Annotated in this window: 22 protein-coding genes; 2 read left to right on the top strand and 20 right to left on the bottom strand. The window is 49.6% G+C overall.

Annotated elements, in window-relative coordinates; translation table 11 throughout:
• Positions 1 to 31: 31 nt before the first annotated feature.
• The 5 genes from KNP03_RS03520 to KNP03_RS03540 form a co-directional block, all read right to left on the bottom strand.
• Positions 32 to 799: a flagellin N-terminal helical domain-containing protein gene (locus KNP03_RS03520; RefSeq protein WP_214825357.1), complete on the bottom strand. Its 768-nt coding sequence runs from the start codon at positions 797 to 799 to the stop codon at positions 32 to 34.
• A 332-nt stretch (positions 800 to 1,131) separates the two neighbouring features.
• Positions 1,132 to 2,421 carry a methyl-accepting chemotaxis protein gene (locus tag KNP03_RS03525; RefSeq protein ID WP_214825360.1) on the bottom strand — a complete coding sequence of 430 codons (1,290 nt, stop codon included), beginning with the start codon at positions 2,419 to 2,421 and terminating at the stop codon, positions 1,132 to 1,134.
• 122 nt (positions 2,422 to 2,543) lie between these two features.
• Positions 2,544 to 2,873 (bottom strand): hypothetical protein, encoded by a 330-nt coding sequence (locus tag KNP03_RS03530; protein ID WP_214825363.1) that lies wholly within the window; start codon positions 2,871 to 2,873, stop codon positions 2,544 to 2,546.
• A 9-nt stretch (positions 2,874 to 2,882) separates the two neighbouring features.
• Positions 2,883 to 3,710, bottom strand: a complete 828-nt coding sequence (locus tag KNP03_RS03535; RefSeq protein ID WP_214825366.1) for a GNAT family N-acetyltransferase — start codon at positions 3,708 to 3,710, stop codon at positions 2,883 to 2,885.
• Between the two features lie 56 nt (positions 3,711 to 3,766).
• Entirely contained in the window at positions 3,767 to 4,252 is a 486-nt protein-coding gene (locus tag KNP03_RS03540) for a hypothetical protein (RefSeq protein WP_214825379.1), read from the bottom strand.
• A 157-nt stretch (positions 4,253 to 4,409) separates the two neighbouring features.
• Here KNP03_RS03540 and KNP03_RS03545 point away from each other — a divergent pair, with 157 nt between their 5' ends.
• Positions 4,410 to 4,907, top strand: a complete 498-nt coding sequence (locus KNP03_RS03545) for a hypothetical protein (protein ID WP_214825382.1) — start codon at positions 4,410 to 4,412, stop codon at positions 4,905 to 4,907.
• Positions 4,908 to 4,942: 35 nt separating this feature from the next.
• On the opposite strand, the gene KNP03_RS03550 is transcribed toward KNP03_RS03545, so the two are convergent.
• Positions 4,943 to 5,236, bottom strand: a complete 294-nt coding sequence (locus tag KNP03_RS03550; protein ID WP_240544421.1) for a putative quinol monooxygenase — start codon at positions 5,234 to 5,236, stop codon at positions 4,943 to 4,945.
• Positions 5,237 to 5,353: 117 nt separating this feature from the next.
• On the opposite strand from KNP03_RS03550, the gene KNP03_RS03555 reads away from it, so the two are divergent.
• Positions 5,354 to 6,268: a YitT family protein gene (locus tag KNP03_RS03555; protein ID WP_214825385.1), complete on the top strand. Its 915-nt coding sequence runs from the start codon at positions 5,354 to 5,356 to the stop codon at positions 6,266 to 6,268.
• 55 nt (positions 6,269 to 6,323) lie between these two features.
• Here KNP03_RS03555 and KNP03_RS03560 read toward each other — a convergent pair whose 3' ends face one another.
• From KNP03_RS03560 to treR, 14 genes are all read right to left on the bottom strand, one after another.
• Entirely contained in the window at positions 6,324 to 7,379 is a 1,056-nt protein-coding gene (locus KNP03_RS03560) for a GGDEF domain-containing protein (RefSeq protein ID WP_214825388.1), read from the bottom strand.
• A gap of 88 nt (positions 7,380 to 7,467) precedes the next feature.
• Positions 7,468 to 7,695, bottom strand: a complete 228-nt coding sequence (gene csrA, locus KNP03_RS03565; RefSeq protein WP_214825390.1) for a carbon storage regulator CsrA — start codon at positions 7,693 to 7,695, stop codon at positions 7,468 to 7,470.
• Entirely contained in the window at positions 7,695 to 8,132 is a 438-nt protein-coding gene (gene fliW / locus KNP03_RS03570) for a flagellar assembly protein FliW (protein ID WP_214825393.1), read from the bottom strand. Before fliW ends, csrA begins: the two co-directional genes overlap by 1 nt.
• 15 nt (positions 8,133 to 8,147) lie before the next feature.
• Positions 8,148 to 8,723, bottom strand: coding sequence for a DUF6470 family protein (locus KNP03_RS03575; RefSeq protein WP_214825396.1), 576 nt, complete (start codon positions 8,721 to 8,723; stop codon positions 8,148 to 8,150).
• 6 nt (positions 8,724 to 8,729) lie between these two features.
• The gene (gene flgL, locus KNP03_RS03580) at positions 8,730 to 9,665 is read right to left on the bottom strand and encodes a flagellar hook-associated protein FlgL (RefSeq protein ID WP_214825399.1); all 936 of its coding nucleotides are present in this window, start codon (positions 9,663 to 9,665) and stop codon (positions 8,730 to 8,732) included.
• Positions 9,666 to 9,671: 6 nt separating this feature from the next.
• On the bottom strand, positions 9,672 to 11,162 hold the full coding sequence (gene flgK, locus KNP03_RS03585) for a flagellar hook-associated protein FlgK (protein WP_214825402.1): 1,491 nt from the start codon (positions 11,160 to 11,162) through the stop codon (positions 9,672 to 9,674).
• Positions 11,163 to 11,174: 12 nt separating this feature from the next.
• Positions 11,175 to 11,531, bottom strand: a complete 357-nt coding sequence (flgN, locus tag KNP03_RS03590) for a flagellar export chaperone FlgN (RefSeq protein WP_214825405.1) — start codon at positions 11,529 to 11,531, stop codon at positions 11,175 to 11,177.
• 115 nt (positions 11,532 to 11,646) lie between these two features.
• Entirely contained in the window at positions 11,647 to 11,898 is a 252-nt protein-coding gene (locus tag KNP03_RS03595) for a flagellar biosynthesis anti-sigma factor FlgM (protein ID WP_214825407.1), read from the bottom strand.
• 23 nt (positions 11,899 to 11,921) lie between these two features.
• The gene (locus KNP03_RS03600; protein WP_214825410.1) at positions 11,922 to 12,308 is read right to left on the bottom strand and encodes a flagellar protein; all 387 of its coding nucleotides are present in this window, start codon (positions 12,306 to 12,308) and stop codon (positions 11,922 to 11,924) included.
• Between the two features lie 18 nt (positions 12,309 to 12,326).
• Positions 12,327 to 12,995, bottom strand: coding sequence for a ComF family protein (locus KNP03_RS03605; protein ID WP_214825413.1), 669 nt, complete (start codon positions 12,993 to 12,995; stop codon positions 12,327 to 12,329).
• Positions 12,992 to 14,149, bottom strand: coding sequence for a DEAD/DEAH box helicase family protein (locus tag KNP03_RS03610; protein ID WP_214825416.1), 1,158 nt, complete (start codon positions 14,147 to 14,149; stop codon positions 12,992 to 12,994). The genes KNP03_RS03605 and KNP03_RS03610 overlap by 4 nt, the downstream gene beginning before the upstream one ends.
• 121 nt (positions 14,150 to 14,270) lie before the next feature.
• Positions 14,271 to 15,905 carry an alpha,alpha-phosphotrehalase gene (treC, locus tag KNP03_RS03615; RefSeq protein ID WP_214825419.1) on the bottom strand — a complete coding sequence of 545 codons (1,635 nt, stop codon included), beginning with the start codon at positions 15,903 to 15,905 and terminating at the stop codon, positions 14,271 to 14,273.
• Positions 15,906 to 15,985: 80 nt separating this feature from the next.
• Complete coding sequence (gene treP, locus KNP03_RS03620) at positions 15,986 to 17,434, bottom strand: PTS system trehalose-specific EIIBC component (RefSeq protein WP_214825431.1); 1,449 nt, start codon at positions 17,432 to 17,434, stop codon at positions 15,986 to 15,988.
• Positions 17,435 to 17,627: 193 nt separating this feature from the next.
• Positions 17,628 to 18,335, bottom strand: coding sequence for a trehalose operon repressor (treR, locus tag KNP03_RS03625; protein WP_214825433.1), 708 nt, complete (start codon positions 18,333 to 18,335; stop codon positions 17,628 to 17,630).

Raw genomic sequence — 18,335 nt, forward strand, 5'->3', positions numbered from 1 at the left:
ACGGGGTCATGCATTGTTTGATCCGAAAGGATTAACGGAGCAATTGAAGAACAGCTTGCGGCTGTTGGTTCGCTTGAGCCAACATTGCTTGTGAAGCTTGGTTGAGGATGTTGTTCTTCGTGAAGTTCATCATTTCTTTCGCCATGTCAACGTCACGGATACGTGATTCCGCAGCTTGAAGGTTCTCAGCAGTAACGTTCAAGTTGTTGATCTTGTGCTCGAGGCGGTTTTGTTGCGAACCGAGTGTCGAACGTGACGTGTTGACTGTGTTGATCGCTGTTTCGATATCAGCTGTTGCAGAACCTGAAGTCAAACCGAGCGCAGCTTGAGCGACACCGACTGCGAATACGTCTGTGTCATCGTCACTGACGACTACGTTGATCGTACCAGCGAAGACTGCTGTTCCGTTGAACTCAGTGTCTGTGATGATTTTGTCTGCTTCTGCACCGATTTCGTCCATCTCGAGGTCAAGGTTTGCTACGTCGTCTGCGTTGTATGTGCCGTTTGCTTTTTGAACTGAGAGTTCTTTCATACGTGTCATGATCGCGCTGACTTCGTTCAATGCACCTTCAGCTGTTTGGATGAATGAGATTCCGTCCTGTGCGTTACGTGATGCTTGATCGAGACCGCGGATTTGGCCACGCATTTTTTCAGAGATCGAGAGACCTGCAGCATCGTCACCAGCACGGTTGATGCGGAGACCTGAAGACAATTTCTCCATCGCTTTACCAGCGTTTGTCGTGTTGAATGCCATGTTGCGGTGTGCGTTCATTGCGTTAAGGTTGTGGTTGATAATCATTGTAAGTTCCCTCCATAGGTTTGAGTTTTTTCTGCCCTTCCAAATCCTTTTGTCCGAGCATGTAAGGTTTAGGCCGGCCCCTCGCCTCACATTTGTTGGAACGATTGATCGCTCCCATACTCTATATCGGAGTGAAGAACTGATTGTTTAGTCTCTATACCATTTTTTGATTTTCTTTTATTTTTCATTACGTCACTTCAGGCGTTGTTAAAACCTCCAGCTTCTCTCGAAGTACGATCTACACCGGGCTTTCGAATCGTGCGACCATCATTTCAAAAAAATCATCATATAAAAAAAAACGACCCATCGCTGGGCCGTTTCCTCTCACTATCTTATGCTTCGACTTTCATTTGTTCTGTCTCATTTTGCAAACTCTCTGCAACCCGTACGAGTTCTCCCATCGCACCGTTCACCTCACCGAGACTTGCCGCTTGCTGGCTTGCTGCCGACGTGACTTCTGTCGCATAGCGGGATGCATCTTCAACCATACCGACGATTCCTGCTGAATTCGTCGCGACTGAGTCGATTTGAGCGCGTGACTCGTCAAGAAGGGCATCGACCGAGTGCACGTGACTGTATACCGAGTTTGCTGAGTTGTGGATTGACGCGAATGCGCCCCCTGCTTTCTCAACAAGACCGACACCAGTCTCCACTTCCGCTTTCACGTTTGCCATCGAAGAAGACGTATCGCCTACGAGACGCTTCACATCCACGATGAGATCTGTGATTTCTTGAGTCGAATTCGCGGTTTGCTCCGCAAGCTTTTTCACTTCCGCCGCAACGACCGCGAAACCGCGACCATGCTCCCCTGCACGTGCCGCTTCAATCGATGCGTTCAATGCGAGCAAGTTCGTTTGTGCCGAAATATCACTGATGACGTCTGTGATACGCGAGATTTCTCCCGTCATTTCTGTCAACTGACTGTTGAGTGTCGAAGACTGTTCCACTTTACCCGCAATCGCATGCATCGCATTGACTGAAGATGAAGCAAGACCTTTCCCACTCTCTGCCTCTTGCTGCATCTCACTTGCTGAGTCGAGCGCAGATGACATTTCTTTACGGATGTTCTCCATCGTACGTGCAACGGCCCCGAGTAAATCCATCGAATTGTACGTGGCGCTGACATTGTCTTCTAACATCTTATTAAGTGAATCCATCGCTGTACGGATGCTTTCTCCGGCGACATTCCCTTCTTGTACAGCCGCTGCAATTTCTTGCGCCGAACCCGTCAACTGATCGGCTGTGTAACGCATGTTTGATCCTTGTTCACGAAGGTGATCCACCATGTCATCCATCGAAAGAAGTAAACGTCCGATTTCTGTCCGTTCTGTCGTCTTCTCATTTGCGAAATGGACCGTTAAATCCCCGTTCCCGACTTCGACCGCTTTCTTAGAAGCCGATTCGACCGCCTTTAACGGACGCCGCGCGATCAAGTAAATGATGATTCCGCCAAGTACTGAAATGAGTAAGGCCACGCCTGTCCCGACGAGCATGACTTCCCCTTCTACCATATCCATCTTGGTTAATTGAAGCGTGATGAAGCCGACCGCGCCACCTGTAATAAAGGATGTGACCAAAATCCACATGAGCAGCTGCGTCGTAAAGTTTTTAAATACTTTCACTGAATGTTCCTCCTCCATTGTCTTTCATCACCTACTATATCGTCCGGTTGCGTTGGATTGTACAGCGTTTTCAGTTGAACGTTTGGTCAATGAGAAAAAACGTGCTCACGCGGAGCACGTTTTTAGAACGGGTCGTCGTATGAATCCTTTTGGTCCAAACGGGACTCCCGTCGCGTCGTTGCTGCATCGACAGCAAGCGAGATGGAGGCCGCCCAGTGAAGGAGCATCCCGACAATCGGGATAAACCCGAGAACGGAAGCCGTGAGCCCGACGACCGCTCCATACGAGAAGCGATCATGGCGACTAAACGATAAAATCAACACGACGAGATGGTAGAAAAACATGAACCCGAGCGGTGAATAGCCCATTCCGATGATGAACAGTCCACCGAGAATCGGGATGCCGAGAAATGCTTCGAACGCCGCACCGAGCCATTTTAAATTTTTCAACATGTCTTCACCTCACAGTTCGATCATGTAAAACTCATACCCGCCATTTTCTGCAAATCCAGCCCGCTTATAAATTTCAAGCGCCGCCTTGTTTTCTGTTTCGACGTCAAGCTCGACCTTCGTACGCCCCATGCGGAACAGTTGTTGGACCATCTGCTTAAGCATCTTTGTCCCGTAGCCTTTTCCTTGTTCACCCGCTTTAACACCGAACGCATGGATGCTCGCCGCGTCGTCTCCAGTGAGGAGGGCACGGATGACACCGATCGGCTTGCCAACCACTTCCCCGATGTACGTCACCCGGTCCGGCGTATCGATCTGCTGGTAGATATTCTCTGTCACATCGACAGGGTCGCCGAATGCCTCGCTTAGCGTTGCGATGATGAGCGGCCGGTCTTCTGCTGTCGCTTCACGGAGCGACACTTCGTCCGGTTTTAAAAACAATTCGGCTTTTTTCAAGATCAGATTGTATTCAGAGAACTGATAGGTCGCCCCAAGATGGTCGAGTACCGCTTTTCCGGACTTCGAGTTACGGTCGATCACAAACGTGAATGCCTCACAACCGTTCAATTTCGCATCTTGTTGTGCCGTCCCGAGAAGCGCCGTGAAGACGCCTTGCTTACGATATTCCGGATGCACGAGGGCATTCACCTCGTACTCATTCGGAAGATACGGGAAGAGCATCATGTACCCGACGAGTGTCTCCCCTTCATAAATTGCATAGTCGTTCTGTCCGATCGACTCATGACCGAGTTTCACGTCGATTCCGTCGTGCGTATTGACCGCTTCCTCGAGCATTTTCACGTCATCTGCCTGTCTCACTTCTTCTACTGTCCAATTCATAACATCACCTCACCCGTATTGTAGCACAAAGAAAAAAGCCCGCATTCGCGAGCTTGTTAAATCGTCCGAAATTCAAGGTCAGGAAGTGTCTCGAGCAGTTCAGAGATTGCGTCTGTATGGGCTTCTGCTCCTGGAACGGCTTCAGTCGGTTCCACCCAGAAAAATGTCTTGTCGTTTGATCCGAGGTAGTTTCCGTAGCCAATTTCCTGCACGAACGCTTGTTGCGACATTTCCCGGTCAATCAAGTCCAAATGGAACAAGAGCTGATCGTCCCCGTCTTCGACATTGTAATAAAGGTCGAACGTGCCGTAGCTTTTCGTGTCTCCGATATCGACGACGTCTTGTGCTTTCTCAATATAAACATCCCCGCGCTCGATGGCTGCAACAATTTTGGATGGCAAAATGATTTCGTATCCGAGTGCATGGTCACGAATCGTCTGCGTCGCCTCCTCTGTCCGTCCCCGGGACGAGACGACTCCGACTGTGGCCACTAACGCGCCTGTTACACCGAGAGCTACTGCCCATTTCATTGTCTTGTTCACCTGAATCACTCCTCACTGAACGATGTCTTGATTTGATTATCCCACAACTTTCTCCATTTTCATTAAATATTCTGAAAAAACTTTTAGCGATGCGTTGACGCCTGTCCATCAATCCCATACCATGGAAGTAACGTATTAATAGAAAAGAGGAACTGACATGTCAAATGAATCACAATTGACGCGCTCACAGCTTGACGCGCTCTTAAAAAACGTCTTCGCCCTTCAAATCCCGGTCATCGAAAAATTCATGACGGATTTGTTCAAACAATATGTTTCAACGGCATCTACATTCAAACAGGATATGGATACGATGAAGGCGAGCGACTGGCATAAGCATTTCTTCGGCCAGAAAGTGATGCCACACCTTTTCATTGAAAACCTCGGTTTCGGTGCGTCTTTCCGCCATCAGGGTCAAGAAAAAGTCGTCAGCATCCCGGAGAACATGACAGTCGTCAAACCGGATTCTGATGCGCAGATTGAAGAGATTTTGACAAACCTCGACAAGACGCTCGCTTCAATGGAAGGAATTAAAAACAAAGGTCTCGTTAAAAAATTCTATAAAGAGACGCTCGAACTCATCTGCCAGCTCGGTAGCCGCACCGGCATGATGGACGAATTTTACGAGAAAGTCAAAGACAGCTTAGCGACGTCATGATGTTGAAACCTCGCCCGAAATCGGGCGAGGATTTTTTATGACCGGAGTTCAAGTGTGGCGATTCGTTCGACATTCTCAAGAATCGGTCTTGCCTGATCGATATATGCTTTCACTTCAGGAATAGTGAGTGACGCTTGATGTGTCTCTTCACTCTTCCATACTTCATAGACGAACACCGTGTCCGGCTCATCGAGTGAGACGTGGACCCGATACGCCTCACACCCTGCAATCCCCCCTACTTCTTTTGCGGCTTCCGATAAGATGGAGACGAGTTTGTCACGATTCCCCGAACGTGTCACTAACTTTCCAATCAATGCATACATCTTCATTCTCCCCTTTCTCCTTGCACTGATTCATTCCACTTTCTATGTCAGATTTCCTGCCTTCCGACCTCACTTTGATGTGAGGTTTGTTATACTAAAGAAAATGGAAAGGGGCGAATGGATATGCAGCGTACGGTCATGCCTTCCCCATCCCCGGAGGAAGTGCAGCGTTTAAGGCGCGAACACAATCCCATCAAAGCATCTGAACTTTTCGCAAAAGTTGTCCTTTTGCTGCTCGGTTCTTTTGTTTTCGCAGTCGGCCTCGAGGCATTCCTCGTGCCGAATCAGATCATTGATGGTGGAATCGTCGGGGTTTCCATCATCGTTTCTTACTTATCCGAAACAAAACTCGCCCTTTGGCTCGTTCTTTTCAATCTCCCGTTCATCTATTTTGGTTATCGTCAAATCGGGAAAACATTCGCTGTCGTCACGTTGACGGCCATCTTACTCATGTCAGGCTTCACCATCGTCCTTCATCATATTGAACCGTTCACGGACGATTTATTGCTTTCGACCGTCTTTGGCGGATTTTTGCTCGGAACCGGGATCGGACTGGTCATCCGGGCCGGCGGATCGCTGGACGGTACTGAAATTTTAGCGGTCGCCTTCACGAACCGCCTCCCGTTCTCCGTTGGGGAAATTGTCATGTTCTTCAATATTTTCATCCTCGGGACGGCTGGTTTCGTTTTCAGTTGGGACCGGGCCATGTACTCGCTCCTCACCTACTTCATCGCATTTAAAACGATTGATGTCGTCCTCGAAGGGATCGATCAGTCGAAGGCCGCATGGATCATCACTTCAGCACCCGATGATATCGGTCAGGCCATCATGGACCGTCTCGGTCGGGGGGTGACGTACCTTCATGGAGAAGGAGCCTACACCGGGGACGGGAAGAAAGTCGTCTTCACCGTCATCAGCCGTTTAGAGGAAACCAAACTGAAAGATATCCTCGACGATTATGATGAAAAAGCATTTCTCGCCATTGGCAACATTCACGATGTGCGTGGCGGACAATTTAAAAAGAAAAACATCCACTAAACACGAAAATCCTCATAAACGTTGGACGACACGCGCCAACGTTTATGAGGATTTTTTAGGCAAGATAAGCCTGATTACGACCATTCCGTTTGGCCTGATACAAAGCGCCGTCCGCTCGCTCGAACACGACCATACTCGGTTCGTGGCTCGTCATCGCGGCCCCGATTGAAACGGTCATCGGGATCTCTGTTTCTCCGAACAGGAACGGTGTGGATCGTACCTTCTGAACCAGATTTTCTGCAACGGACTTCAAATCTACCGTTCCTTCCATCACAAGGATGAACTCTTCGCCACCATAACGGCCCACAAAACCGTCTGACGGACAATGGTGTTGCAGTGTCTGACCGATATGACGCAATGCGTCGTCGCCTGCTCGGTGACCATATGTATCGTTTAATTGCTTGAAGTGATCCACGTCGATGACGAGTAAAGACCAGGGTTGCCCCGAAGTCTCGAACTCATTCATATGCTCCAGTGTGCGATAGCGGTTCGCAAGACCCGTCAACTCATCGACTGTCGCCCGATGGGTATGTAGAAGAAACATCCAAAGGTGCGTCTCCAATTTCTTCGCCCCACAATAGCAGAGCCATGCACCGAGAGACAACATAATAAAGTACGGAATGAACACCTTCACAAATATATGCGAATCGATGCTTCCGGTCACACGAATCAAGACGAGAAGAGAACCGATGGCAATATATGCCGCATACAAACGTCGCCGATGGATGGTCAGACGGGCGAGCATGAGCGAAAAGAGGAATAACACCACAAATAAGATAATCGAGTCGATAAATGGTGCGCTCATTCCATCCAACGTCATCCGCCCGATGAAAATCATGGCAAGCGTGACGAGCACACCGAACGGTCCAGCATAAGCTGCCGCCAGCGCGATTGGAATCAAACGTAAATCAATTCGTGCCTCTCCGAGTTCAAACGAATTGATCGCCAGTAAAATCGCCGTCATGCCGTTCGATACCCCAAACCAGAAACGGACGAACAAAGGTGACGTCGGCTGTATCGGCAATACGCTCCGCATCACATATAAGGTCAGCGACATGAGAAGGAAGATGATACTGATATTAATAAAAAAATGATTGATGACCGATCCCATCGCTTCCCCTCCTTCCGGTTTCCATCCTATCCCAAACAAGCAAGCGCTGTCACGATAAAAAGGTGTCCGTATGAAAAAAATCGAAAGCTCATGCTTCCGATTTTTTCTGGACCATTTGTTTCATCAAGTTCGCACTTTCCCGTGCCGTCTCGTTCTCTTCTTGCATTTGAACGTATACTTCATGTCGATGAATATCGATGTGACGCGGAGCATCAATACCGAGCTTCACCTGGTCTCCTTCAATCGCAAGGACAGTGAGGGTGACATCGTCACCGATATGAATCGCTTCTCCTTGTTTTCTCTTCAATACGAGCATCAGCGCACCTCCGTTTTCTCGCCACTAAGCGGATAACGAGATGGGTAGGCGTCATCCAGGATGACTTGTTTCCCTCGACGTTCTTTCGTTTCAATCACGATCGGGGCCTGTAGGTTGATGGTCGATGTCTCAAACGGGTCACGAAGTGTCACGATCGAGTAGACAGACACATGTTCTGCCTCTTCGATGCCAAGTTGATCCTTCGCACCGTCCGTCAATTCGAATGCATAATCCGCTTTATGCCAAAATGGGTTCGTCACGACAAAGGCACATGACGGTTCGTCAACGGATTGAAGTGACCAAAACGGTAGCTCGTCGCCGTATGGGATCAAAACAAACGTCTTCGACTCCGGAAAACCGGGAATCTCACTGACGAATGTGATGGTCTCGTTTTCACTCACTTCAATCTTTCCAAAATAATCTGTTTCAATGAACATGGATTGTCCTCACTTTCAACGCGTCTCATCATACATCCCCCCAACCGGCCACATCTCGAGAGACGCTTCCTGTCGAAGCGAAATCTCCGTCGTCCACGGTGTGAACGAGATATCCGTCGGGGTGAGTGATACATCAATCTGGGGTGGTGTCACGTTCCATTCGATTTTTACATCCGCAGGCGTATACGTCAACTTCACGCGATCAAGCGATTTCGGCATATAGCCCATTTCAACGATTGGATAGGGGTCGTTCACTTTCTCGGCTGCGATACTCGGAATCGGATTCCCGTTCTCGATACGCATCAGACGGTCGCCATCACGTGCGATGTTCATCGCCGCCTCCCGAGCTCCTTGTTCTCCTTTTTGAGCGAGATAATGCCCCAACTCGAACGCACCTTTCAGGTTGCTCTCACTTCGGGCGACCGAAGAATCGATTTCAAGGGTCCCGGCCGTCGTCTGTTGTGTCATCTCCGCCTTACCTTGTGTAATCGACAGGTCGGCGCGACCTTGACGCATCTCAAGAACCGGTCGATTCGACGTCATTTGGATGGCGGCATACGTTTGCCGCATGTCAAGTCTAGCGAGATTCATCGCAGATTACCGTAAGAAATCGAGGAGTGTCGGTTGAATGATTCGGGCACCGGCCGATAAAGCGGCGCGGTGAACCGTTTCATGAGACTTCAACTCCATGATGACTTTCTCGACGTCAATATCTTCATTGTCAGACATGATCGTCTTGGCAATGATTTCGTGATCTTGAAGTCGATTATCCACAAGCTCCAACCGGTTCGCACGTGCTCCAAGTTCGGCACGCTCGGTGATCAAACTTTGTCCAAGCGTATCAAGTGTTTCGAGCTCGGCTGACAAATCGGCTCCACCCGTCGCCGGATTGTTTAACAACAGACTTAAATTCCGGAGCCCTTCAAACAACTCTTTACCAAATACCGTTTCAGGCTGCATATTCACTTGCATCGTAATCCCTTTCGACACTTCGAACTCGATTTTCCCTGAAGTTGTCGGCGCACCGGCGGCATCTGTGTAGATTGAGTTGACATCAAGCGTCGAGTCGTTCAAATATGCTTTTAAGTTGTCTAGATTGACAAGCGGTTGGTCGGTCTTTGTCCCGTTATAAATATATTTTTCTCCCGCCTTCGAGTTGGCGAGTGAACCGATATGTTCAACGAGTTGATCGACCTCACTTTTCATAATCGCCCGTTGTGACGCATCATACGTATCGTTCGCTGCCTGTGTCGTCAGTTCACGAATTCGCTTGATCGCCTCGGTCACTTCATTGAGCGTCGAGTCGGTCAAATCCATCCAGCTCGTTGCCTCACTAACGTTTCGACGGAACTGGTCGACCTCGCGTACTTCTGTCCGGTAACGAATTCCCTGCATCGCGACGACCGGGTCCTCCGATGCCTTTTGAATCCGTTTCCCGCTAATGAGTTGTTCCTGAACGCGGGCAAGCGTGTTATAACTACTCGATAAGTGTTTTAAGTTCGTCTGTGTGAGCATCGTTTGTGTGACACGCATCAGTCATTACCTCCCTACGACACCCATGCCGTTAATGATTTTGTCGAGCATCTCATCTACAGCCGTGATGTTTCGAGCCGCAGCATTATATGCATGTTGGTATTGGATCATCATCGTCATCTCTTCGTCGAGCGACACCGCACTTACCGATTGCCGACGCTGATCAGAACTTGCCATCAGTGCAGAGGTGCTTGCTGCCAGACGACCATTTTGATCAGCCGCTACTGCCATGTTTCCGATAACGTTTTGATAATATTTGCCGATTGAAGTCGATGTTGTGACCGAACCCGCAAAACTAAGCGGCAACGCCTTCAAATTCGCGAGGGCGAGCGCCCCGCTTCCGTCCCCGATGTTGCCATCCTTTGACGCAGCGATTTTATCAAGGTTTGTCATGATCCCGTCACCGACACGAATCGTCGCGGCACTTGTCGTGTCGACGAAGAAGTTTGTCGTACCCGGCAGACCGTCTGCATCTAAATTGTTCCCATGAGCTGTATTGAACGCTGTCGCAAATACGCTAGCCATCTCATCCAAGTCTTTCAGCATCATCGTAAACGCTCCATCGTATGATTCCGGACCCGACGCTTCACCGTACATCTCGACAAGTGCTTTCCATTTTCCGTTCGGCATGTCCGCTTGCGTCAATGCTGTGCTTGTGCCACCTGCATCCGTCATCGTCAATCCTTCAAACTTCCCGACCGTTCCTGCGATGCCATCGACAAGCTTCACTTCGGTTCCACCGATGACCACACGGATGTCAATCCGCCCTTCGGCAACACGCTGTGAGTTTCCGCGCGTCTCCCCATTTAAATAGTCGACAGGAACGCGTTTATAATCCACATACTGAGATAATTCATCCATGTAGCGGTCCCGCTCATCGTACAGTTCGTTCGGAAGCGCGCCGAGCGGTTCCGCATCGCCGATTTGACGGTTGACGTCGCTGATTTTCGTCAACAAGTCGTTGATTTTTTTCACGACGACATTCGCTTCTGCCTTCAAATCATCCTGCACTTTCGTCAGTGAAGAAGACATGTAGTTGAATGTCTCAGCAAGCGTCATCGCACGTTGGCGGACGACACTACGTGCTCCTGTGTCTTCAGGGTTGACCGACAAGTCTTGCAGTGACGACCAAAACAAATCAAGTGACTTGGCGAGTCCAGTCTCAGATGGTTCGTTGATGATGTCTTCCATCCGTCCGAATGCCGCTTCTTTTGTCGCATAAAAAGCATTTTTGACCGATTCGTCACGATATTGTTGATCGATCATCAAATCTCGGATTCGAGCCAGCGTCTCTCCTCGCACCCCTGTCCCGAATTGCCCCACTTTCGTGCCGCCAAAGTTGACACTTAATTGTTCGGTCATCCCGAGTGTGAGGCGTTGGCGCGAATACCCCGGGTTCGAGGCGTTGGCGACGTTGTTCCCGGTCGCCTGGAGTGCCCATTGGTGCGTCGATAGACTGCGACGCGCCGTCTCTAATCCCATAAATGTTGAACCCATCAAACTTCCTCCTTAAACATCCCGGCTGAACGAGCGTGTTTCGAACGCTTGCTGGCCATATGTGAAATCATCTGCTTCCGGCATAAGCATGTCTAAATGCCATGTGATATAGCGAAGCGATTGTTCGAGTAATTGCGCATTCAACTCATTTTGCCGTTTCAACTCGAATACCACTGTTCTTAGCTCTTCTTTCTCTTCATCGTCCAAAACAACCGTACCTTGAAGTCGTTCTGTTTCTTTTTGTGAGATTTGTCGAACGAGTTTCGCTTCCTCTTTCACAAGCGCACTAAAGGCGGCCATGTCATTTCGGATGAGCAATTGTTCTTTTTCATAAGCCAGTTCTAATAGTCGTTTATGTAATGTGAGCATAGGTCTCTCCCTTTTTTCAAAAAAAGAGCCGACTAAAGAAAGGGTATCCCCTCATTTAGTCAGCTTCCGTGCCGTGTTATTCAGTGCAAAGGCCTCAAGCGGACCTTGCTTCCATTCATCCTTGTAGAAAGCGTTTGGCGATTTCGCGCGCGTCCCGTGAATACGTCCCTGCGTGAATCTCCGCCTTCAAGGCGTTGATTTTCTCAAGACGATCCGGATGTTTCACCGGTTCTTCAAACCGGGCGCGGGCTTCGGCCGATATTGACAGTTGGTCCGTTTGGCGTGACGGCTCGGGCTTCGGCTCGGCTTGCGTTTTCTTTTCATAAGTGTTCGGTAAATGTACCCACTTGGCTGAATCGATGCGCATGCGTCTCCCCCCTCTTCCTATTGTTAATCCAAACGATAAGCGCGGACAGTTGACTGCTTGGTCATACTCTCCTGTAAAATCGAAAGTTCTTTGTGCATGTCGTCCTGACATCGCGCACAAATTTTTCCTTCATTTGTCGGTTGACCACAACGAACGCAGCCAATGGCTAGCGCCGGGTTATCCTTGATAATCAAGCGTCCTTCATGGATATATCGCGTGATATCAAGTTCAGAGACACCTGTCGCTTCGACGAGTCCTCCGATTGTCGTTTGTTTGTTGACTGGTTCACGAATGAAATCGCGGACTTTCAAAAAGTTTTGATAATCGACTTCATTACATGATGGACAATATGGCGAACGAGTCTGTTTCATAAATAAACGTCCGCACATGTGACATGTTGCTGCATCCATTGCATTCACCTCTGCTCTTTATATCGGACGTGTTTTCGATTTGTTTAGCGCCCGGAATAAGCAAATCGCCGAAACTTCTTTATATCCAGCTTGGTGCAATGCAAAAACGGCTTGGTGGAGCGTTGTCCCCGTCGTATAGACATCATCTACGAGAACGATTTTGCCACACTTCACTTGTTTTTGTACAGTGAACGGATTGGAACGATGTCGTCTTCTTTCTTTCCCAAATTCTCGTTGACTCAAAACCTCTTCTTTAAGGAGCAGGTTTTGAGTCGGACCGATCATCCGCGCAAGGTATTCCGCTTGATTGAACCGCCTGCTTCGAAGTCGCTTTTCACTGAGCGGAATCGGTACATAGGTCGTTCCCCGCTCTCGCAAAGACCTGAGAGTTGATCGGACCTGCTCGACCAGGGCGACGTCTCCACCAAATTTGAAACGGTGAAGCCAGTTGATCCCTTGCTCATCATACGCAAATAGCGAGCGCACTGACAGATCTAAGCCGAGCGCAGACCATCGGATGCAGTCTGAACAAACGCCGCCCGTGTCATTCGGTTGACCGCAGGCTGGACAACCCGTTCCTAGCGGAGTCAACTGGTTCTCACATTCCGGGCACACCCAATCTCGTTGAAAGAATGTTGCCGGACTCCAAGACGCCTGCATCGGTTTTCTGCAAACGATACAATTCAACGTCGGTTCGCCTCCTTGATGGCAGAGATTGCAAAATCTTGATGATAGGTCCGTTCCTGATAAAAGAATGTGACCTCGCCTGTCGGTGCATCCGGTTTCCGCCCTGCCCGTCCAGCCATTTGAATCAATCCCCGCATCGAAAACAAACGGTGCTCACTTTCTAACACTCCCACCTGGACGTTACGAATCGTCATCCCCCGCTCCCAAATCGAAGTCGCCAGGACGATGCCGGACGTTTCCTGCACCCATTGAAGTGTTTCACCCCGGTCTTCGGTCTCGGCGGAGACGGTCCGACAGGTCAATCCGCACGCCCTCAGTCGATCGGCATAACGGCCGAGGTCCGGTTTTGTCGGGACAAACAACAATCGCGGTTTCCCTTCGTGACGTTGACAAAAATCAATGATTGAACGATCCGTCTGTTTAATCAGTAGCGGCACCGGTAAGTCATGTCCATGATATCGACGTGACAGATGAACGGTTGGAAATAATCGTTGCCATCCAGTCGGCGTCGCGGTCACGAATAGAAAGACACCAGTTCCGGCGCGAACAATTGTCCGCCAGAGCGTCAGATCAAACGCAAACGGAAAAGCATCCGACTCATCAACTAGGACGTAGTCAAACAGATTCCGCAAATTCAGCAGAAGCGGTGCCGTCGCGACAGTAATCATGCCGATGGAGTCCCGGTCCCCTCCTCCGTATCTTCGGGTGATCGGTACGGTGAACGCCCGCTCAAGCCGCTCCGCCCATTCAATCGCGACATCTTTTCGAGGGGAAACGATCAGCACGCGCTTCCCTTCATTGACAACCCGCTCAATGACAGGAAACGTCATCTCGGTTTTCCCGGCACCGCAGACAGCATGGACGAGTCCGGTTTTCTTTTCTTCCCACCAAGAGAGCAACTGATCAGACACGGCTCGTTGTCTTGGTGCCAACTCAAAGGGCATCGTCAGTTCGGTTGATTGAGCAGCAGTCGAGAGATCTCGTTCCTCAAGACGGTCACACGCACAGACGCGACCGAGAAAGAGACAGTTGCGACAATAACGGCAGCGTCCATGATGACAAGTGAAGTGACGAACGTCCGTGCTGAGGCATCGTTGACAAACTCCAAATCGGATGGCCCGCTTACCAGTCGGCGCAATGACAAGTTCCCCCATTCAAAGCACTCCTTTCAGACACACGCTAGCACACCTGTCCGTCGACTGACTAACTCGTTTGTTTACCATATAGACCCGCAATCAATAAAGAAGACCCGACTCTATGAGTCAGGTCTTCTCCTCAAACTTTTTTATAGAACATGATCGCCTCGTACGGACGGAGAGATAGCGTCTTCCCGTCGAGCTCAGGCACGTCATAGTTATGACTGACAACGTTCACCCGCTCGAAGCCTTCTGGCATCTCATACGTCGTTTCGGTTTCATAAAAGTTTGCGACAACGAGGAGTTCCTCGCGGTCGGTCTTTCGGGTATATGCCCAAACATCCAACGAATCGGGTGTGAGTAACGTATAGTCCCCGTCCGTCAAGACGTCAAGTTCTTTTCGTAATGCAATCAAGTTCTTGTAGTGATAAAACACCGAGTTCGGATCATCGAGCGCCTTCTCGACGTTCACTTCCGTATAGTTCGGTGCCACGTTAATCCACGGTTTGCCATCGGTGAAACCGGCATGCGAACTTGCATCCCACTGCATCGGTGTACGTGAATTGTCCCGTGACTTCTGCTTGATGGCGGCCATCATGTCTTCATGCGACACGCCTTCCTCGCGTTTCAGCTTGTAAATATTGAGTGTCTCGATATCACGGTACTCATTCAAGTCATCGAAGCCCGGGTTCGTCATTCCGATTTCTTCGCCCTGATAAATATATGGTGTTCCTTGAAGGCCATGGAGCACCGTTGCGAGCATCTTCGCACTCTCTACACGGTAGTTTGTATCGTCTCCAAAACGACTGACGACACGCGGTTGATCATGGTTGCACCAAAAGATGGCGTTCCATCCTTTTCCGTGCATCCCTTGTTGCCACGTCGACATGATGTCTTTCAGTTGGATGAAGTCAAACGGAGCCGCGACGAACTTTTCCCCGTTCGGATAGTCGACTTTCAAGTGGTGGAAGCTAAACGTCATGCTGAGTTCGTTCTCATCCGGGTTCGAGTAACGTACGCAGTGATCGAGCGTCGTCGAAGACATCTCACCGACCGTGATGACGTCATGACCGTCAAACACTTCCCGGTTCATCTCTTTTAAATATTCATGGATGCGTGGTCCGTCCGTATAGAACTTTCGTCCGTCCGAGTCATCTTCCGGGAAGTCCTGTTCTTTTGAGATCAAGTTGATGACGTCAAGACGGAACCCTTTGATTCCTTTCTCACGCCAGAAGCGCATCATCTCATACACGTCTTCACGCATCTGTTCGTTCTCCCAGTTCAAGTCGGCTTGGGTTTCATCGAACAGATGGAGATAGTACTGTCCGCTCTTTTCGTCATATTTCCACGCGTTGCCGCCAAACTTCGATTCCCAGTTCGTCGGTTCATCGCGCCAGATGTAGTAATCCCGATACCGTTCATCACCGGAGAGCGATTTTTGGAACCATTCATGCTCGGTCGACGAGTGGTTGACGACGATGTCCATCATGAGACCGATGCCCCGCGCCTCGGCTTCCCGGATGAGCTCGTCCAAATCCTCCATCGTCCCGTATGACGGGTCGATGTCATAATAATCGCTCACGTCGTATCCGTTGTCGTGCTGGGGTGATTTGTAGACCGGCGTCATCCAAATATATTCGATGCCGAGCTCTGCCAAGTAATCGAGCTTCGCCGTCACCCCGCGGATTGACCCGGTGGCATTTCCTTCGGGGCTATAAAAACTTTTCGGGTAAATTTGATAGACGACTGATTTGCGCCAATTTTTCTGTGTCATAGACGACATCTCCTTTTGTAAGAGTTTTCATTCCAATTGAAAAGAGGGAAGAACTGCCGTCCCTCCCTCCCGAGTAATCGTTATGCGACTTTATTTTCTTCAAGTTCACCTTTCTTCATGTAGCGCTTCGACAAGACAAATGTGAGCGCAAATGGCACGATGATGGCGATGAACATCCCGACGATGAAGAGAAGGATCTTATCTGTGAAAATCGAAAGGAATCCAGGAAGTCCACCGACCCCGATGGCAATGGCTTGCACATCGTTCAACGTGATGAAGATCGCGGCTGTCGCCGAACCAATCATCGCAGAGTAGAACGGGAACTTGTTCGGCAAGTTCACCCCGAACATCGCCGGCTCCGTGATTCCGAAATATGCCGAGATTGCTGAAGTCGATGCCATGCTCTTTTGCTTCGCGTTGTGCTTGTACACGAAGAACATAGCGAGTGCAGCAGAACCTTGCGCGATATTTGAGAGTGCAATCATTGGCCAGATGAACGTACCGCCTGTATCGGCAATCAACTGAAGGTCGATGGCGATAAACAAGTGGTGCATCCCTGTGACGACGAGCGGTGCATAGAACAATCCGAATAGAAGTGCTCCGACGACCGGTACCGCTTCAAACGTGTTGACGAGTCCAGTCGCAATCAAGTTACCAAGACCACGTGTGATTGGCCCGACGATTGCGAGTGCAAGGAATCCAGTGACAACGATGGTCGTAATCGGTACGACCAAGAGCTGGATTGCGTTCGGTACACGTTTTTTCAAGAACATCTCGATCTGACTCAAAATATAGGCCGCTGCAAGGACCGGTAGGATTTGACCCTGGTACCCGACTTTTTCAATTTCGAACAAGCCGAGAATATCGAATGTCGGCACTTCCCCTTCAAGCGCCGCTGTACCGTAACCCCATGCATTCAATAGGTCCGGGTGAACGAGCAAGAGACCCATGACGATCCCGAGCACTTCGCTTCCTCCGAAACGTTTCGTCGCGGACCAACCGACAAGCGCCGGTAAGAAGACGAAGGACGTGTTCGCCATCATGTTGATGAGATCCCATAACCCTTGTAAGTTCGGGTATTCCTCAATCAACGTCTTTCCGTCGATGAAGAGTCCTTCTGACGCGAGCAAGTTGTTGATCCCCATGAGAAGACCGGCCACAATGATGGCTGGAATGATCGGCATAAAGACGTCTGAGAACACTTTGACGAGTTTTTGAAGCGGATTCATTTTTTTGCCACCTGCTGATTTTACTTCTGCGACCGTTGCAGCCTCAAGCCCCGCCAATTTGATGAACTCGGCATAGACGCGTTCGACATCACCGGCACCGATCACGATTTGATAGACGCCGGAATTCTCGAAAGCCCCTTTAACGAGATCGACTTCTTTCACTTTCGGCTCATCGACTTTTGACTGGTCTTTTAACGAAAGACGAAGACGTGTGACACAATGTGCCGCCTTGTCGACATTCTCTTTTCCACCGACGGCCTCCAACAGTTCCGCGGCAATTTGACGATAATCTGCCTTCATTTCGATTGTCCTCCTTTGTTTGGAAACATGTTTTGAAAACGGTTACTTATGAGTACAAACAAAGTATAACTCATCTATATAAGTTGCGTCAACAACTTATATAGATAAGTTTGAAGTCCCGTTCGGTCTCCCTTCCTGAATTTCCCTATCTCCTTTTCTTGAAACAAAAAGACCCTTTTCCAAAGAAAAAGGGTCAACGACGCGCCACGTCACTGAACTGGAACTTGTCGAGTCGGTGACGGGATTCGGTATATTCAAATTGTTGGCCTTCATAAAGAAACGTATCGTTCGTAATAACGATTACATATTCATAGTCATGCAAGTCGAGTCGTGACCGGTCCAACTCGGTCACATTTTCAGCCGCAATCTTCCGTTTGGCGTAGCTGATTTGGAGTCCGAGCTCGCTCTCGATATACGAGTAGATGGAACGTCCAGCAATTTCCTCGGTGAGCCCCGGAACGAGATCTTTGACGAAATAATTAATATCTAAAATGACGTTCTCCCCATCGAAATTCCGGACCCGTTCGATCCGGTAAAGAATTGTATCTGGGGCGATGTTCATCCGTTCCGCGAGCCATGCTGGTGCCTCTAACTCCTCAAAAGACGTCACTTTGGTTTGAATCGACCGCCCAAGCATGCTGGCGTAGACTTCCGAGAAGCTGACGATTCCGTTGAACTGAAACTCGATCTGATCCCGTTTCAGGACGAAGACGCCTTTCCCATGATGTTTGCGGACGTAGCCGTTTTCCTGCAACAAATCGAGCGCTTTTCGAACCGTGCCGCGGCTCGCGTCAAACTGATGCATCAACTCCGTCTCAGACGGAAGCTTGGAGTCTGCCGGTCTCGTTCCGTTTCGCATCTCTTCTGCCAACCGTTCAAAAATCTGGCGATATTTCGCCAT

Source organism: Exiguobacterium algae, from assembly GCF_018617875.1.
In the GTDB taxonomy this organism is placed as follows: domain Bacteria; phylum Bacillota; class Bacilli; order Exiguobacteriales; family Exiguobacteriaceae; genus Exiguobacterium; species Exiguobacterium algae.

What these genes read in the sequence shown, in the direction of transcription:
- KNP03_RS03520 (WP_214825357.1), bottom strand. Translation starts at nt 799, where the DNA reads ATGATTATCAACCACAACCTTAACGCAATGAACGCACACCGCAACATG.
- KNP03_RS03530 (WP_214825363.1), bottom strand. Translation starts at nt 2,873, where the DNA reads ATGTTGAAAAATTTAAAATGGCTCGGTGCGGCGTTCGAAGCATTTCTC.
- KNP03_RS03535 (WP_214825366.1), bottom strand. Translation starts at nt 3,710, where the DNA reads ATGAATTGGACAGTAGAAGAAGTGAGACAGGCAGATGACGTGAAAATG.
- KNP03_RS03545 (WP_214825382.1), top strand. Translation starts at nt 4,410, where the DNA reads ATGTCAAATGAATCACAATTGACGCGCTCACAGCTTGACGCGCTCTTA.
- KNP03_RS03550 (WP_240544421.1), bottom strand. Translation starts at nt 5,236, where the DNA reads ATGAAGATGTATGCATTGATTGGAAAGTTAGTGACACGTTCGGGGAAT.
- KNP03_RS03555 (WP_214825385.1), top strand. Translation starts at nt 5,354, where the DNA reads ATGCAGCGTACGGTCATGCCTTCCCCATCCCCGGAGGAAGTGCAGCGT.
- KNP03_RS03560 (WP_214825388.1), bottom strand. Translation starts at nt 7,379, where the DNA reads ATGGGATCGGTCATCAATCATTTTTTTATTAATATCAGTATCATCTTC.
- csrA (WP_214825390.1), bottom strand. Translation starts at nt 7,695, where the DNA reads ATGCTCGTATTGAAGAGAAAACAAGGAGAAGCGATTCATATCGGTGAC.
- fliW (WP_214825393.1), bottom strand. Translation starts at nt 8,132, where the DNA reads ATGTTCATTGAAACAGATTATTTTGGAAAGATTGAAGTGAGTGAAAAC.
- KNP03_RS03575 (WP_214825396.1), bottom strand. Translation starts at nt 8,723, where the DNA reads ATGAATCTCGCTAGACTTGACATGCGGCAAACGTATGCCGCCATCCAA.
- flgL (WP_214825399.1), bottom strand. Translation starts at nt 9,665, where the DNA reads ATGCGTGTCACACAAACGATGCTCACACAGACGAACTTAAAACACTTA.
- flgK (WP_214825402.1), bottom strand. Translation starts at nt 11,162, where the DNA reads ATGGGTTCAACATTTATGGGATTAGAGACGGCGCGTCGCAGTCTATCG.
- flgN (WP_214825405.1), bottom strand. Translation starts at nt 11,531, where the DNA reads ATGCTCACATTACATAAACGACTATTAGAACTGGCTTATGAAAAAGAA.
- KNP03_RS03595 (WP_214825407.1), bottom strand. Translation starts at nt 11,898, where the DNA reads ATGCGCATCGATTCAGCCAAGTGGGTACATTTACCGAACACTTATGAA.
- KNP03_RS03600 (WP_214825410.1), bottom strand. Translation starts at nt 12,308, where the DNA reads ATGGATGCAGCAACATGTCACATGTGCGGACGTTTATTTATGAAACAG.
- KNP03_RS03610 (WP_214825416.1), bottom strand. Translation starts at nt 14,149, where the DNA reads ATGGGGGAACTTGTCATTGCGCCGACTGGTAAGCGGGCCATCCGATTT.
- treC (WP_214825419.1), bottom strand. Translation starts at nt 15,905, where the DNA reads ATGACACAGAAAAATTGGCGCAAATCAGTCGTCTATCAAATTTACCCG.
- treP (WP_214825431.1), bottom strand. Translation starts at nt 17,434, where the DNA reads ATGAAGGCAGATTATCGTCAAATTGCCGCGGAACTGTTGGAGGCCGTC.
- treR (WP_214825433.1), bottom strand. Translation starts at nt 18,335, where the DNA reads ATGGCGAAATATCGCCAGATTTTTGAACGGTTGGCAGAAGAGATGCGA.